The organism is bacterium SCSIO 12741 (genome assembly GCA_024398055.1).
Classification (GTDB): domain Bacteria; phylum Bacteroidota; class Bacteroidia; order Flavobacteriales_G; family Salibacteraceae; genus SCSIO-12741.
Window position 1 is genome coordinate 2,544,909 of sequence record CP073749.1, and the last position, 16,015, is coordinate 2,560,923.

The following is a 16,015-nucleotide window of genomic DNA, read 5'->3' on the forward strand; positions in this document are numbered from 1 at the left end:
ATACACTTGTGTAATGAAAATGCGAATTAAAATGCTAGTCTAATACCAATACGAGTCTGTCTTGGTAAGTTGTACTGAGTACCAACGGAAGTTTTAATTCCGTAAAGTTCACTGAACGATTGAGGGTCGTTCTGACCTTGAATGTCATTTGCCCATTGTGGGTCATTCAGGTAACCGTCATCCTCGGTAGTACCGGTGTAACGATATACCGAACGAACATTACGGGTGTTCAGTACATTAAGAATTTGTAGGTAAACGGTCATATCCAAGTTTTTGGATTTTTCCTTACCTACTTTCACAGTAAAGTCTTTGTCGATACGAGCATCCATACGGAAGTTCCATGGAAGACGGTTACCATTAATGCTACCTTTTACGAAGGCATTCCCCTGATTAGTGGTGAACCCGTTTCCGGTAGACAAAGTCTGACCTGTGTAGGGAGTTCCTGAACCTACATTGGCAGTAAGGTTCATACCAGTGCGGTTCAAGATTTGACGGTTACCAATTACTGGACCGTTGTAATCTTTTCCTTCTCCATAACGGAAGTCAAATACAACCTGAACAGCGTGACGCTGATCGTAGTTCAATGGAGTAGTAATTTTCAAGTTGTCTTTTCCAGCGTTGATCAAAGACTGAGCAGTCGTTTGGTCAGATCCTGTACCTTCAGCAAACTGCAAGGTATAAGATGCTCTCATGGATACGTTTCCAGTTCTCTTCAACTCATATCCTAAGGTCAAACCTTTAACGGTACCGAAGTCAATGTTGTCAAGAGTAGTGTACTCACGTGGGTAAGCCTGCTTACGTCTTACAACCTGTACTTGATCACGGAACTCACGGTAGAAAGCAGAAAGCTTCAAAGCACTTGACTTAGTCAACTTTTGCTGGAAACCGATTTCGTAATCGATTGTTTTCTCTGGCTTCAAGTCTGGGTTATTTCTAAGACGAGTACCAGAAGTAGTTTCTAAGTACAAGTAGTCTGTAGGATCCAAACGCTCATATCCTCCAGTAGGACGCTTTGTTAAGATGTCGTAGTGAGCAAAGAACAAAGCTTCATCAGAAATAGGGAAGGAGAATGCGATACGTGGCATGAAGTTCGTTTGAGGGCTGTAGTCTTCAAACGCATCAATACCCATGTCACGAGAATTTGTTTTGGTTTTGTCTACCAAAAGAGGAGCGATACCATTAGAAGTAGCAATAACGTCTGGGTTAGAAATTTCAACCCCTTCAGCGTTGTACCAAGTACTTCCGTCACGGTAACCGCGAATGGCAGTAGGATCGGTTACGTCGTCTACATATACTACGTAGTCTTCACCGATGTTTTCCGGGTGATTTCCATCAGCCAATTCCAATGCTTCAGCTTCACCAGCTTTAACGGTTGGGAACAATACCCATGGATCTTTCAATACTTTTTGGTTCGCATCGTAGCGGTCTATACGAAGACCTACGTTGAAGATAAGGTCATCGATAGAGAACTTATCCTGGATGTAACCAGCTACGTAAATCGGACGGAAAGCGTCGATGTTACGTGTAGGGTTTCCGTACTGGTCTCTCTTATTAAAGAAGTCTTCTAAAGAAGAGTTTCCAGAAATACGGTTTCCGTGGTGATCAAATCCGTAGTAAGTTACGATAGAGTTACCGTTGTTCAACAGCTCTTCTGCACTGTAGTAGTCAATCTTAAGTTGCTCTGGAGTCAAGTTGTCAAAGTCAATGAAGTCAGTTCCATCAGGATTCAAACCAAGAGATTGTCTCAAGTTGTAGTCAAAGAATGACTGAGGATCTTCGTAAGTGTAATCTCCAGGAGCTGCATTCAAACGAGGGTAGGTAAAGGCTGGCCATCCTGGAAGGTAATCCAAGGTGTCGATAATTGGGTTAGCCAGGTCACGCTCACTTACGTGGCTGTTTACCAAACTACGTCCCAATCCCCATAGACCAGTAGCACCGTTTCCGTTTGGAGCCGCAATAAATTCGCGGTCTACACGTTGTTCATATTCGAATCCAAGCTTAATTTCATGGTCCCCGATATCAACAGCACCTTGAGCCGACAAACGATACTGGTTTTGCTCTCTTTTACTGTAGCGGTTAATTCGCTCAGCAGGAGAATTCCAAATACCGTAGATCTCATCAGGAATATCACCATTCCAAAGAGCTCCGTTCGTCTGCATTACCGTTCTTTCCGAAAGGTTTTTGTTGATACGATCAGGATCGTTAGGGTCGGTAGCCAGTTCTTTGTCAAAAACAGGGTTTCCGTCTGAGTCATAACCTTGCCATCCGAATAGTCTATAATAATTAGATGTATAAGCGGAGGCAGCTGGGTTAGCATCACTTGGGGTGAAACCAATCAAAGTATCACGCCAGGTTTCGTGGATCCAACCGATTTGACCGGTAGAGGAGTCTGTTCCAAATTGGTAATCGATATCTTGGAAAGTTTTAAACTGACCTACGTAACCATACTTGAAAAGATCGTCTTTGTGATCGCGATCAAAAATATCGTCTGTGTTGCGGGTGTAGTCAAACTGAAGACTGTAGAATGCATTCTTAATAATAGAAGCGTCAGATTGCTCACCGCTGTTGTTGAAACGCTGAGTAAAGCGAACGTAACCACGGTAAGTGTTCCGGATTCTTTTAGGGTTGTTTTCCCAGTTCATCAAGAAGTTCGGGTACAAACGGGTAGAGGCCGTTCCATCATCGTAGTTCGACATGTTTTGGTCAATACGCGTATACATACCACCAATGGTTAAGTTGGTGTTTTTACCCGTATTTACTTCAATTTTTCCTTGGAGGTTTACAGAGTGTTGTTGGTTGTTTGGTCTAAGGCGGGTGTTTTCCATATCATTCAAGCGAATGAATTCACCGTTGTGAGCGGTACCAGTTCCGGAAGGGTGATTTCTTAGAGGCTCATCTTTCAAACTTTGAAGCGCATCATCCTTAACTTTCCAGTATCCGAGGTGAGAAGGGCGTTGGTCAGCCACAAAGTTGTAGTTACCTGCGAAGAAGAAACCAAACAATGGATCGGTTTTCTTATTCAAACTATCCTTCTTCCACCAAAGTGGTCCCATGGCACTTACCTCTAAAAGGTTGTATGCATAAGGGTCAAGACCAACGTAGCTTTTACCATCATTAAAGCGGTAACCCGAAGTAACGTATTCCACACTTCCGTTGTACTGACGAGCAGCACCCTTAGTGGTAATACTAATTACACCCCCGGTAACGTCACCATATTGGGCAGGTACACCACCCAACATAACCGAAATCTGCTCAATAGCAGACTGAGGAAGACTGTTGGCGTTTGCCCGTACTTTAATACCATCAATATAATAGTAGTTCGCATCGGAACGTGCACCACGAACGTTCAGGTTACCTGAACCATCCGAATATACACCCCCTACCTGCTGAGCTACACCAGCTGCAGAACGAGTCGCCATACGGTCAATCTCTTCCGAAGTCATGGTACCACCCGAGGTCGTGTTATCCTTCGAAATCAGAGGAACTTTGTATTCCACTACCTCAAAGGCTTCCATTTCTACTGCGGTTGTACTCAGGTCAACATCCTTAAAGGTGATCTTATCCGCGTTAACAACCACTCCTGTAATCATCAGGGGTTGATACCCTACAAACTTTACCTTTAAATCGTATTTACCTGGAGACAGGGATTTGACAACGTACTTACCATCAAAGTCGGTAGTACTACCAGTGACGATCCGCCCATTTTGTTCGACCACCACGTTCACAAATGGAAGCGGCTCCTTGGTCTCGCTGTCTAAAACTTTCCCTTTAATACTTCCTTGTCCAACTTGCGCATTACTAATGGTAACAATAGCGAATGTTGCCAGAAGTAAGGCAATACATCTCTTGAGCATACTTATTTGATTAAAGTTTGAAATATCTATAATGAAGCGAATTTCGGCCGGTAAAGATATAAATTATGTGATTCTATTTCCAAATTTTAAATTCTATGTAAAACCTGCGTTATTTAAAGGTTTTAACCACTTCTTAAAAGGTCAAATTCGTGTCCTTTTTTTTCTTATTATCCCCGGCTTTCTCTGTTTCAATTTTACTTAAAGATGGATGAAACTTTATACTCAATCCATCTCCACCATCGTACGGCAAAAAACTCACGTTTGTGATTGTTGTACCGTTGGGCTTTTCGCTTATTTTTTTTTAAGCGCTTCTTTACTTGCTTTGTTTGGTTCTTATAGTGCTGTTTTCTAAGCTCTTCCGATACGGCTGCATCGGACTTTTCACTCTTCTCTGCGTGCTTTGCATTCTTCTTCGACTGCTTTTTGAGCTTTCTTTTCGTCGCAACTTTTTGTGCTTGCACATGTTGAACAGGTGGAACCGCTAAAAAAAGCCCTATGAGTATGTACACTAATTTTAGCCTCATCCTGTTACTTTTGTACTATGGGCGAAATTAGAAAAATCACTTTGCCATCCCTTATTTTTTTGTTGATTCTTTTGGGTTGCAACAAACAAGATGACATTTATACGGCAATTCCTGACGTTCCGGTTAATGTGCAACTAAACCTTAACGAGCCTTCCAATTTCAACTTGACGGTGGTTGGAGGATGGGTTTACGTGAATGGAGGTTCCCGAGGAATAATCGTTTACCGTACCATTGATGATTTCGTAGCCTTCGAACGGCATACTCCTTATATGTCCGACCAGGACTGCGCCCAGGTGAGTGTAGATTCTACGGCTACCTACGCTAATGATGGGTGCTCAGAGTCCCAATTCTTTTTGGTGGATGGTTCGGTAGTAAGAGGGCCAGCGCAACTTCCTCTCAAAAGATACCAGACGAGTCATACAGCCGACATCTTGGTCATTCGCAATAATTGATTCCCGATTTCTATAAAAAAGAAAAGCGGACCCTTTCTGAATCGATCAGAAAAAAGTCCGCTTCTGTTTTTATGAGTTAGGCTTTGTAAGCCCGAACTTGCTAATTAATAGCGGTAGTGTTCTGGTTTGTATGGACCTTCCACTTTAACGCTAATGTAATCGGCTTGGTCTTGAGTCAATTCTTCAAGTACAACGCCAATTTTGGCCAAGTGCAAACGAGCAACTTTCTCATCCAGGTGCTTAGGCAAAGTGTATACTTCGTTGTTGTAAGCTTCAGAGTTGTTCCAAAGCTCCAACTGAGCCAAAGTCTGGTTTGTAAAACTGTTAGACATTACGAAAGATGGGTGACCTGTAGCACAACCCAAGTTTACCAAACGACCTTCAGCCAAAATGATAACTTCATTTCCGCTACCTACGGTGTACTTGTCCACTTGTGGTTTGATGGTGTCTTTAGAATCTCCGTAAGTTCCGTCCAACCAAGCCATGTCGATCTCGTTGTCGAAGTGTCCGATGTTACAAACGATTGTCTTGTCGTTCATAGCTTCGAAGTGACGTCCAACAATGATGTCTTTATTACCTGTTGAAGTAACAACGATGTTAGCTTCTTTTACCGCATCATCCATTTTCTTTACTTCAAATCCGTCCATGGCAGCTTGAAGTGCACAAATTGGATCAATCTCAGTAACGATAACACGAGCACCAGCACCTCTCAAAGATTCAGCTGATCCTTTACCTACATCACCGTATCCTGCAACAACAGCAACTTTACCGGCCATCATTACATCAGTAGCACGACGGATACCGTCAACCAATGATTCACGACAACCATACTTGTTGTCAAATTTAGATTTGGTTACAGAGTCGTTTACGTTAATCGCAGGCATTGGAAGAGTTCCATTATTCTGACGCTCATACAAACGGTGAACACCAGTAGTAGTTTCTTCAGAAAGACCTTTGATGTTTGGTACTAACTCTGGGAAACGATCCAACACCATATTGGTCAAATCACCACCATCGTCCAAAATCATATTTAGGGGCTGGTTGTCTGGGAAAGTGAAAAGGGTTTGCTCGATACACCAATCAAACTCTTCTTCGGTCATTCCCTTCCAGGCAAATACAGGAATACCAGCAGCGGCAATAGCAGCAGCGGCATGATCCTGAGTCGAAAAGATGTTACAAGAAGACCAAGTAACTTCAGCACCTAATTCAACCAATGTTTCGATCAATACTGCAGTTTGGATCGTCATGTGAAGACATCCAGCAATACGAGCTCCAGCCAAAGGTTTAGATCCTCCGTACTCTTCTCTTAGAGACATTAGTCCAGGCATCTCAGCCTCGGCCAATTTTATTTCCTTTCTACCCCACTCAGCCAAAGAAATGTCTTTTACTTTGTACTTTGGCTTTGTATCAGCATTTGTATTTTCCATAGAATTTAACGCTTAAATCAATTTTTGATGTGCAAAAGTAGTCATAATGATTTGTTTTTGTGGAGAACAGTATTAAATAGGATTAAGTTTTGGCCTTAATAGAAAATTTCACGATAAACCACATTCGACTGGCTATTTGGCAAATAGAAGAATCCATCCCCGAGCTTTATGAACAGGTCCATTTAAATGAAGAGGAAACGGAACGATACAACCGCTTCTATAGTGATCGAAGAAAAAGAGAGTGGTTGGCAACCCGGGTGTTGATGAGGCAAATTGGTATTCAAGGAAAAATCAACTACCTGCCCAATGGCAAGCCTTTTTTATTGGAGCCTTATCATATAAGTATATCTCACAGTCACGATCGAGTGTTTATTGGACTGTCAGAAAAGGAAGAGATTGCGGTTGATGTTGAATTGGTTCGGGAAAAGATCTTTAGGATTCAGGATAAATTCTCCTCTCCAAGCGAAATATCCAAGTTGCCGGATCAGGATGCAGAGACGATGACCATTGTTTGGGGAGCTAAGGAGGTGCTGTACAAAAAGTATTCTGTGATTGAGAGCCTGGAGTTTAAATCGCAAATGACTATTGCTATAGATGAACCCATAAATGGAAAAGGTTTCTTCCGTGCTCAAGTTCATGGAACGAAGGTTCAGGGAGATCATCAACTTTCTTATTTTATCGAGCATGGCTACGTCCATGTTTATCTCTGTGATTGATTAATATTGTACCTGTGGTATTAGAAGGTATTCAACATAACCGAAAGAAAGGGCAGAAGTCCTTAGCCGTGTTAATCGATCCGGATCACAGTGACCTACCTGGATTGGTGGAGCGAGCTCGTTTGGCAAAACAATCGGGGGTAGATTATCTTTTCTTAGGAGGAAGCCTGGTGATGGGAAACGAGACCAACGAGGTGGCTGTCACACTCAAGCAGCATTGTGACTTACCGGTTATTCTTTTTCCTGGAAGTCCCATGCAAATCTGTTCGGAGGTAGATGCCGTTTTGTTCCTGTCATTAATATCTGGTCGCAATCCGGATTACCTAATCGGAAATCAGGTGATTGCAGCTCCTTATATCAAGAAGCTGGGCATCGAAACCTTGCCAACGGGTTACATGTTGGTGGCCAGTGACCGGGAAACCACTGCAACTTATATCTCACAAACTAAACCATTACCTCCACATAAACCTGAAATTGCTGCGGCTACGGCCATGGCGGGTGAAATGCTCGGTTTGCGCATGCTCTATTTAGACATGGGCAGTGGCGCTTCTAACCCAGTACCGTCTGCGCTCATTTCGTCGGTAAGAAAATCGGTGGACATCCCTCTTATTGTTGGAGGAGGAATCCGAACTGCCGAACAATTGGAAGAAGTATACCAGGCTGGGGCAGATGTTGCCGTGGTAGGTAATGCTATAGAACACGACCATGCACTCATCGAAGAATTGGGTGCGGTAAAATGGAATTTTTAGTGAAGCTCATTGTTATTTCAAGTCCGAATAAATCTAAATCTGAAATTCGCCACATAATCGGCTTGTTCGAAGCTGGATTGGAAGTCTTTCACATTAAGAAAAGTGACTTTTCCAGAAAACAGATGAAGGCCTACCTTCAAATGATTCCTCGGAAATATCATGGGCAATTGGTTTTGCACAGTCATTATGACCTGGCGCCTAAGTTTGGATTGAAAGGTATTCACTTGTCCAAATCCAAGAGACGGAAGAGCGATGTGTTAAGAGCCATTTCCTTTTGGTATGCCAAGGTATTTACTCCAGGTCTTAAGGTGAGTAAGTCATTTCATTCCATCCAGAGTTTGATCAATGATAAGGGGAAGTATGAATATGTATTCCTAAGTCCCGTTTTCGATCGTCACGACATTCAAGAGTTTAGTGCTGCTTTTTCGGAGAAGCAATTGAGAAGTGTTTTGTTTAAAACCCATCACAAGGTTTTTGCCCTGGGTGGAATCCGGGTTGGTCGGGTAGAGCTGGCACGCAGAACAGGTTTTGATGGAGTGGCGCTTCACAGTGCTATTTGGAAAGAGAAGAAAGATAAGATGGCTCGATTCAATGAATTGAAAACCGAAGTGGAAAGGGTATCGTCTGATATCAGTTAACAAACTCCCACTTAACCCCAAACTTAAAGGCCAGATCATTGAGCGGGTATCCTGGGCTCGCAAAGTAGTTGTAGTTAGGAATCCCTTCCATAACGTTGCTCAGTTTACCAAAGAAGTAAGCGCGGTCCACATTAACCATAAGAAAGGCTTCCAGCCATGGAAATTCGCCAAGCTTTGTTTGCGTTTGAGAATAGAATTGACGTGTTACCGGATTGTATCCATCACCCGTATAAGCTGTCGTGTAGTATAGGTCTACCCCAATACGCATGAGCATGTCTTTCTTAAACAATTCATGCTGGATGTAGAAAGAATTGTAGGAAAGAAACTCCGGTACATTGATGATGCCAGCCTGATCAACGAATTGGTATTGCAGCTTCAAGTCAAGGTGAAAAACGGATAACTTAAACTTTTGCTCCAGCCAGATTTGAGATAATGTAATGGTCGAATTGTATTGATTGAGTTTTTGCAGGGCGTCAAAGTAGATATGATTGCCCAAGGCCTGGTAACGACCACCGATGGAGAACCCCAATTTTGGTTGGTGAATATTAAGCTCGAGCTTTAGGTTGTTTCTTTTATTCAGAGGTTGGTCGCTGGTATTCCATTGATAAGCTGAAGAAGCGAATTCTTCCTCCAAAAGTGTTGGGTTAAGGGTCTCCAAAGTCAGCTTCGGCATGAAGTGCCAAGATCCAAGCTGGTGTAGACTTTTGAACTTAAAGATGAGATCGTTTTGGTCATGTCCGGCAAATACGGTTTTGAGTTGCAAGTGAAACTGATGCTTGCGGTAGACTGAATTGCGCAGCTCTACTCCTCCATACCAGTTGTTGTAGTAATTGTCAGTGAGCAACCGGTTCTGCTGATCGATGATGCCGTGCTGGGCATATTCTCCATATTGTATTCCGGAAGAGAGTCGAAGTCGAACATCACTTAGGCTTGAAATATGGGATGGAAAAGGGTAGAGGATAACCCCAAATTGATTGTCCACCGTGTTCACTACTGTGAGGTCAAAGATGTTGGAGCTGGTATCGGCCAAATTTCCCAACACATAGTTTCTGGCCTGAACATCTTGATCCTCGAAAATGAGTTCTTGCTTTAGGTAATTAACCTGGTGCTCAAATGAAATGCGGGGCAGGATCTTTTCGCTGATGATGGAATCCACATAGACGGAGTCATTCTCATCCTTGTAGTATTTGATTCTACGTGTGCCAAAATTGAGAAACTGGCGAAAGCCAAGTCCATAAGATCTACTGAGGTTTTTGGCCTGGAGATAATTGACTTCAAAACTTTTTCTGGTGATCTGTTCGGCCCTGGGAAGATCGGTGAATAGAGAGTCGTATCTAATTCCTCCGTTTTCTTCGTTGTAGGTGTCGTTGTAGTTAAAGTTGGCTAAGGCGCCGTAGCGATTGTTCTTACTTCTAAAACTTTGAAAGAAACCAAAGTTGTTATGCGAAGTTTTTTGTCGCTGGTAAAATCCTTCGCTTCCCGTTTTCCGGTATTCGATTCCCGTATTCCATCCGGGACTAACATTTTGCGAAAACTTGATGTTGATTCCCTCTTCTCGTTGCGCACCGTTGATGTAAAAAATCTTGGCGTAGGGTTGCGATAGATCGTAGAAGCGATTGGTATTGGTATGAAAACGAAAATCGTCGATTTGGTCAAATTGGGTTTTAAGCCCGATAGGCAAACTATCGTTAGGGCTAAGGTTGATTTGAGCCGTACCGTTGTTTCCAAGATTCATTTTGAAATTACGCATCTGTGGGGCGTAGTAGTAAAAGTCTTCCAGGGAAGTGTCAATAGGGCTGAGTAGGGTGGTGTCGGTTTGAAAGTTTTGGTGTGTAAAGTAGTTGAATTGATTTAGTTTCTCACCCCGTTGCGCTTGTGCCGTGGTATCGGTCGTTTGCTGGGCAAGAAGCAGCTGAGGAAAGATCCCCAGAAATAGGAGTAGAAATGGATGGAGTTTCAAACGTATCACTTTGCGGCGCCAAATTTAAGAAGGGTAGAGCAGAGCAGGGCAACGAAGTAAGGAAGAATGTCAATTTTAATTCCTGAATTTTAAATTTTTAAGGCAAGGAGGGGTTTTGAATGTTGAATTTCGAATTCTGAATTTTCAACATTCAACATTCAACATTCAACGTTCAGGATTCAGGATTAGAATTACGTCCGGAATACGTTTGGCTCAGATTTGAAGATTACCTACGGTGATCGCTACGCTCAGAGTTGAGGATTGGATATTGGATATTGAAGATTGAAAGGTAGTTGTAGGGGTATAAAACAAAAAAGCCCGACCAAGAATTGGACGGGCTTTTTAAAGGTCGGCGACTACCTACTCTCCCTCGAAAGAAGTACCATCGGCGCAAGTGGGCTTAACTGCTCTGTTCGGAATGGTAAGAGGTGATCCCCACCGCCATAGTCACCGTAAATCGTTTGACTTAGCGTCAGTATTTTAATAACACACTGGACGTTTTGAAGAGAGGCTAAATAAAGGAGTTACAAGAACCCAGATCTTAGCTTATAGAATATTTCGCTGCGAAGGGAAGTCATCGGGTAATTAGTACTGCTCGGCTTTGCCATCACTGACTTTACACCTGCAGCCTATCAACGTCGTCATCTCCAACGACCCTTAAAGGAAGCCTCATCTTGAGGCGAGTTTCGCACTTAGATGCTTTCAGTGCTTATCTCATCCGAACATAGCTACTCTGCGATGCAGCTGGCGCCACAACAGATACACCAGAGGTTCGTCCAACCCGGTCCTCTCGTACTAGAGTCAGGTCCTCTCAAGCTTCCAACGCCCACAGCAGATAGGGACCGAACTGTCTCGCGACGTTCTGAACCCAGCTCGCGTGCCACTTTAATGGGCGAACAGCCCAACCCTTGGGACCTTCTCCAGCCCCAGGATGTGACGAGCCGACATCGAGGTGCCAAACCACTCCGTCGATGTGAGCTCTTGGGAGTGATCAGCCTGTTATCCCCGGAGTACCTTTTATCCTTTGAGCGATGGCCCTTCCATACGGAACCACCGGATCACTATATCCTACTTTCGTACCTGCTCGACTTGTCAGTCTCACAGTCAAGCTCCCTTATGCTATTGCACTCTACGCACGGTTACCAAGCGTGCTGAGGGAACCTTTGAAAGCCTCCGTTACTCTTTTGGAGGCGACCACCCCAGTCAAACTACCCACCACACACTGTCTCCCTTACGGGATTAGGCTCCAGATAAACGAAGGGTGGTATTTCAAGGACGGCTCCACCAATACTAGCGTATCAGCTTCAAAGCCTCCCACCTATCCTACACATCGTTTACCCAGAGTCAATGTGAAGCTGTAGTGAAGGTTCACGGGGTCTTTCCGTCCCGCTGCGGGTAAACGGCATCTTCACCGTTACTACAATTTCACCGAGATCATGGCTGAGACAGTGCCCAGATCGTTGCACCATTCGTGCAGGTCGGAACTTACCCGACAAGGAATTTCGCTACCTTAGGACCGTTATAGTTACGGCCGCCGTTTACCGGGGCTTCATTTCAATGCTTCTCCGAAGATAACATCTCCACTTAACCTTCCGGCACCGGGCAGGTGTCAGACCCTATACATCGTCTTTCAACTTAGCAGAGTCCTGTGTTTTTGATAAACAGTCGCCTGGGCCTTTTCACTGCGCCCCACCTAAATGGGGGACCCTTCTCCCGAAGTTACGGGTCTATTTTGCCTAGTTCCTTAGCCATGAATAACTCGTCCACCTTAGGATACTCTCCTCGACTACCTGTGTCGGTTTACGGTACGGGTTGCTTTAACATAAGCTTAGAGGTTTTTCTTGGAAGTATGGTTAGGCACACTATCCACTCAACCGAAGTCTTGTGGTACTATCGAATTTCAGCACACCCGGCGGATTTGCCTACCAGGCGTATACCTACATTCTTCAACGTACTATTCCGTCAGTACGCGGTGCTTTCACTGCTCCGTCACCCCATCACTGCTAAAGCAAGTATCGGAATATTAACCGATTTGCCATCGACTACCCCTCTCGGGTTCGCCTTAGGTCCCGACTAACCCCCGGATGACTAGCATAGCCGGGAAACCTTAGTCTTGCGGTGGGCAGGGTTCTCACCTGCCTTATCGTTACTTATGCCTACATTTTCTTTTCTGGCCGCTCCACCATGCCTTACGACACAACTTCAGCGCAACCAGAATGCTCCCCTACCACTTATAAATAAGTCCATAGCTTCGGTAGTATGCTTATGCCCGATTATTATCCATGCCAGATCGCTCGACTAGTGAGCTGTTACGCACTCTTTAAATGAATGGCTGCTTCCAAGCCAACATCCTAGCTGTCTATGCAATCCGACCGCGTTCTTTCAACTTAGCATACATTTTGGGACCTTAGCTGATGGTCTGGGTTCTTTCCCTCTCGGACATGGACCTTAGCACCCATGCCCTCACTGCTGAGAAACATGTCATAGCATTCGGAGTTTGTCAGGGTTTGGTAGGCGGTGAAGCCCCCTAGCCCAATCAGTAGCTCTACCTCTATGACACTCTAACTCAACGCTGCACCTAAATGCATTTCGGGGAGTACGAGCTATTTCCGAGTTTGATTAGCCTTTCACCCCTACCCACAACTCATCCAAAGATTTTTCAACATCTACTGGTTCGGTCCTCCATTGCGTGTTACCGCAACTTCAACCTGGTCATGGGTAGATCACACGGTTTCGCGTCTACCCCCACTGACTGAATCGCCCTATTCAGACTCGCTTTCGCTTCGGCTACGACTCTGTAAGTCTTAACCTTGCCAGTGAGGAGTAACTCGTAGGCTCATTATGCAAAAGGCACGCCGTCACCCGAAGGCTCCGACCGCTTGTAAGCGTATGGTTTCAGGTACTATTTCACTCCCTTATTCAGGGTACTTTTCACCTTTCCCTCACGGTACTTGTTCACTATCGGTCTCTCAGGAGTATTTAGCCTTACCGGATGGTCCCGGCAGTTTCACACAGGGTTTCACGTGCCCCGCGCTACTCAGGATACTGTTAGGTATAAATTGCATTTCATGTACAGGGCTATCACCTTCTATGGCTTACCTTTCCAGGTAATTCTATTATACAACTTAAGTCCACATTACAGTCCTACAACCCCCAAATTGCCGAAACAACTTGGGTTTGGGCTAGTCCCCGTTCGCTCGCCACTACTTAGGGAATCACTTTTGTTTTCTTCTCCTCCGGGTACTTAGATGTTTCAGTTCCCCGGGTTTGCCTCCTCGAAAGGATAACTGGTCTTCAACCAGCTGGGTTGCCCCATTCGGAAATCTACGGATCGACACTCGTGTGCAGCTCCCCGTAGCTTTTCGCAGCTTACCACGTCCTTCTTCGCCTCTGAGAGCCAAGGCATCCACCATACGCCCTTAATTACTTCTCTTCTCCGCAATTGGCGATATATCCTAAAGCCTTGATCTAATTGTTTTCTTGTTACTCGTTGTTTTTACTTAGCTTCTCTCTTCTTTCGTCCAATATGTCAAAGAACTTCTTGTTTAGCAGCTTCCCTCTCTGCGCCTATAACTCCGTGATGTGTAAGAAAGAATAGAGTTATTGATCACTTCCTGAGTAAGCCTTTCTAACGGCTAAACTAAAAGTTGAATTACAAGGAATCGAACCTTGTTGTTTGCACCAGCAAATTCTGTTATTTAAAGAACATTCGTTGTTTGATTTATCATCTCACAACCTATTCGGCCATCTTTAATGACCTTTTGTGGAGAATATCGGAGTCGAACCGATGACCTCCTGCGTGCAAGGCAGGCGCTCTAGCCAGCTGAGCTAATCCCCGGACAATCAGTATCGAGTTTGAGTTCGAGTGCGAGGTTTTCCTCGTTCTCTTTCTCTTATCTCGCTGCTGAGATTGTAGTCCCGGGCAGACTTGAACTGCCGACCCCTACATTATCAGTGTAGTGCTCTAACCAGCTGAGCTACGGGACTCTAAAAAGAGTGTAACCCCTCCGGTGGGAGCTTGGCTCACTCTGCACCAAAATTTTAAAAAGTTAAATAAGCACCAGACAGCTCTTTCATTGGAATTCATTGTTCTTATCCTTTTTGAAAGAGTATTTGTCTCTAAAAAGGAGGTATTCCAGCCGCACCTTCCGGTACGGCTACCTTGTTACGACTTAGCCCCAGTCACTAGTTTTACCCTAGGCAGCTCCTTTCGGTCACCGACTTCAGGTACCCCCAGCTTCCATGGCTTGACGGGCGGTGTGTACAAGGCCCGGGAACGTATTCACCGCGCCATGGCTGATGCGCGATTACTAGCGATTCCAGCTTCACGTAGTCGAGTTGCAGACTACGATCCGAACTGAGACCGGTTTTTGAGATTCGCATCCCCTCGCGGGGTAGCTGCCCTCTGTACCGGCCATTGTAGCACGTGTGTGGCCCAGGACGTAAGGGCCGTGATGATTTGACGTCATCCCCACCTTCCTCTCTGCTTACGCAGGCAGTTTCTCCAGAGTCCCCGGCATTACCCGATGGCAACTGAAAATAGGGGTTGCGCTCGTTATGGGACTTAACCCGACACCTCACGGCACGAGCTGACGACAACCATGCAGCACCTTGTAGATTGTCCGAAGAAGGGCTGGTTTCCCAGCCTGTCATTCTACATTTAAGCCCTGGTAAGGTTCCTCGCGTATCATCGAATTAAACCACATGCTCCACCGCTTGTGCGGGCCCCCGTCAATTCCTTTGAGTTTCATTCTTGCGAACGTACTCCCCAGGTGGGTCACTTAATGCTTTCGCTCAGCCACTGACAGTGTGTTGCCAACAGCGAGTGACCATCGTTTACGGCGTGGACTACCAGGGTATCTAATCCTGTTCGCTCCCCACGCTTTCGTGCATCAGCGTCAATACTAACTTAGTGAGCTGCCTTCGCAATCGGTGTTCTACGACATATCTATGCATTTCACCGCTACATGTCGTATTCCGCCCACTTCAAATAGATTCAAGCTTAACAGTATCAATGGCAGTTCCGGAGTTGAGCCCCGGGATTTCACCACTGACTTATTAAGCCGCCTACGCACCCTTTAAACCCAATGAATCCGGATAACGCTTGCACCCTCCGTATTACCGCGGCTGCTGGCACGGAGTTAGCCGGTGCTTATTCATTTGGTACATTCAGCCGCCTACACGTAGACGGGTTTATTCCCAAATAAAAGAAGTTTACAACCCATAAGGCAGTCTTCCTTCACGCGGCATGGCTGGGTCAGGCTCTCGCCCATTGCCCAATATTCCTCACTGCTGCCTCCCGTAGGAGTCTGGTCCGTGTCTCAGTACCAGTGTGGGGGTTCACCCTCTCAGGCCCCCTAAAGATCGTTGACTTGGTGAGCCGTTACCTCACCAACTATCTAATCTTACGCATGCCCATCTGTTACCACCGAAGTTTTAATTACAAAACCATGCGATTTCGTAATATTATGGGGTATTAATCCGAGTTTCCCCGGGCTATCCCCCTGTAACAGGTAGGTTGCATACGCGTTACGCACCCGTGCGCCGGTCGCCATCAATCCGAAGATTATGCTGCCCCTCGACTTGCATGTGTTAAGCCTGCCGCTAGCGTTCATCCTGAGCCAGGATCAAACTCTTCATTGTATAAAAGTGTTTAAAACTGACTCCCTCAAGAAATCGATAAGAGAATCCTAAT

At 45.1% G+C, this 16,015-nt stretch carries 8 protein-coding genes, 2 tRNA genes and 3 rRNA genes; 4 read left to right on the forward strand and 9 right to left on the reverse strand.

The annotated features are described in order from the left end of the window. Positions 1–26 precede the first annotated feature (26 nt). Positions 27–3,854: a carboxypeptidase-like regulatory domain-containing protein gene (locus KFE98_10800; GenBank protein ID UTW64599.1), complete on the reverse strand. Its 3,828-nt coding sequence runs from the start codon at positions 3,852–3,854 to the stop codon at positions 27–29. 194 nt (positions 3,855–4,048) lie between these two features. Continuing rightward, entirely contained in the window at positions 4,049–4,378 is a 330-nt protein-coding gene (locus tag KFE98_10805; GenBank protein UTW64600.1) for a hypothetical protein, read from the reverse strand. 17 nt (positions 4,379–4,395) lie between these two features. Between KFE98_10805 and KFE98_10810 the strand changes: the two genes are divergently transcribed. Then, entirely contained in the window at positions 4,396–4,830 is a 435-nt protein-coding gene (locus tag KFE98_10810; GenBank protein ID UTW64601.1) for a hypothetical protein, read from the forward strand. 104 nt (positions 4,831–4,934) lie between these two features. Here the strand turns inward: KFE98_10810 and KFE98_10815 are convergent, their stop codons facing one another. After that, positions 4,935–6,257 carry an adenosylhomocysteinase gene (locus KFE98_10815; GenBank protein ID UTW64602.1) on the reverse strand — a complete coding sequence of 441 codons (1,323 nt, stop codon included), beginning with the start codon at positions 6,255–6,257 and terminating at the stop codon, positions 4,935–4,937. Positions 6,258–6,346: 89 nt separating this feature from the next. On the opposite strand from KFE98_10815, the gene KFE98_10820 reads away from it, so the two are divergent. Genes KFE98_10820 through KFE98_10830 form a run of 3 tightly spaced genes read left to right on the forward strand, consistent with a single transcriptional unit; the run spans position 6,347 to position 8,360 of the window. Further along, a complete protein-coding gene (locus KFE98_10820; GenBank protein UTW64603.1) occupies positions 6,347–6,973 on the forward strand; it encodes a hypothetical protein in 627 nt (208 codons plus the stop codon). A gap of 14 nt (positions 6,974–6,987) precedes the next feature. Continuing rightward, positions 6,988–7,722 carry a geranylgeranylglyceryl/heptaprenylglyceryl phosphate synthase gene (locus KFE98_10825; GenBank protein UTW64687.1) on the forward strand — a complete coding sequence of 245 codons (735 nt, stop codon included), beginning with the start codon at positions 6,988–6,990 and terminating at the stop codon, positions 7,720–7,722. Then, complete coding sequence (locus KFE98_10830; protein UTW60560.1) at positions 7,722–8,360, forward strand: thiamine phosphate synthase; 639 nt, start codon at positions 7,722–7,724, stop codon at positions 8,358–8,360. Before KFE98_10825 ends, KFE98_10830 begins: the two co-directional genes overlap by 1 nt. Here the strand turns inward: KFE98_10830 and KFE98_10835 are convergent. The 6 genes from KFE98_10835 to KFE98_10860 all read right to left on the reverse strand — a co-directional run bounded on the left by KFE98_10835 (position 8,353) and on the right by KFE98_10860 (position 15,963). Further along, positions 8,353–10,320 (reverse strand): hypothetical protein, encoded by a 1,968-nt coding sequence (locus KFE98_10835; GenBank protein ID UTW60561.1) that lies wholly within the window; start codon positions 10,318–10,320, stop codon positions 8,353–8,355. The two genes, KFE98_10830 and KFE98_10835, sit on opposite strands and share 8 nt — an antisense overlap. Positions 10,321–10,667: 347 nt before the next feature. Then, a 5S ribosomal RNA gene (gene rrf, locus KFE98_10840) occupies positions 10,668–10,775 on the reverse strand. A 110-nt stretch (positions 10,776–10,885) separates the two neighbouring features. Next, positions 10,886–13,753, reverse strand: a 23S ribosomal RNA gene (locus tag KFE98_10845). 331 nt (positions 13,754–14,084) lie between these two features. Next, positions 14,085–14,157 (reverse strand) — tRNA-Ala (locus tag KFE98_10850). Positions 14,158–14,233: 76 nt separating this feature from the next. Next, positions 14,234–14,307: transfer RNA gene (locus KFE98_10855), tRNA-Ile, on the reverse strand. A 136-nt stretch (positions 14,308–14,443) separates the two neighbouring features. Further along, positions 14,444–15,963 (reverse strand): 16S ribosomal RNA (locus KFE98_10860). Together the 16S, 23S and 5S rRNA genes with 2 tRNA genes alongside form the textbook arrangement of a ribosomal RNA operon. Positions 15,964–16,015 lie beyond the last annotated feature (52 nt).

Bases quoted from the DNA above. Each gene is read 5' to 3' on its own strand.
- KFE98_10810 (UTW64601.1), top strand. From the start codon at position 4,396: ATGGGCGAAATTAGAAAAATCACTTTGCCATCCCTTATTTTTTTGTTG.
- KFE98_10805 (UTW64600.1), bottom strand. From the start codon at position 4,378: ATGAGGCTAAAATTAGTGTACATACTCATAGGGCTTTTTTTAGCGGTT.
- KFE98_10800 (UTW64599.1), bottom strand. From the start codon at position 3,854: ATGCTCAAGAGATGTATTGCCTTACTTCTGGCAACATTCGCTATTGTT.
- KFE98_10815 (UTW64602.1), bottom strand. From the start codon at position 6,257: ATGGAAAATACAAATGCTGATACAAAGCCAAAGTACAAAGTAAAAGAC.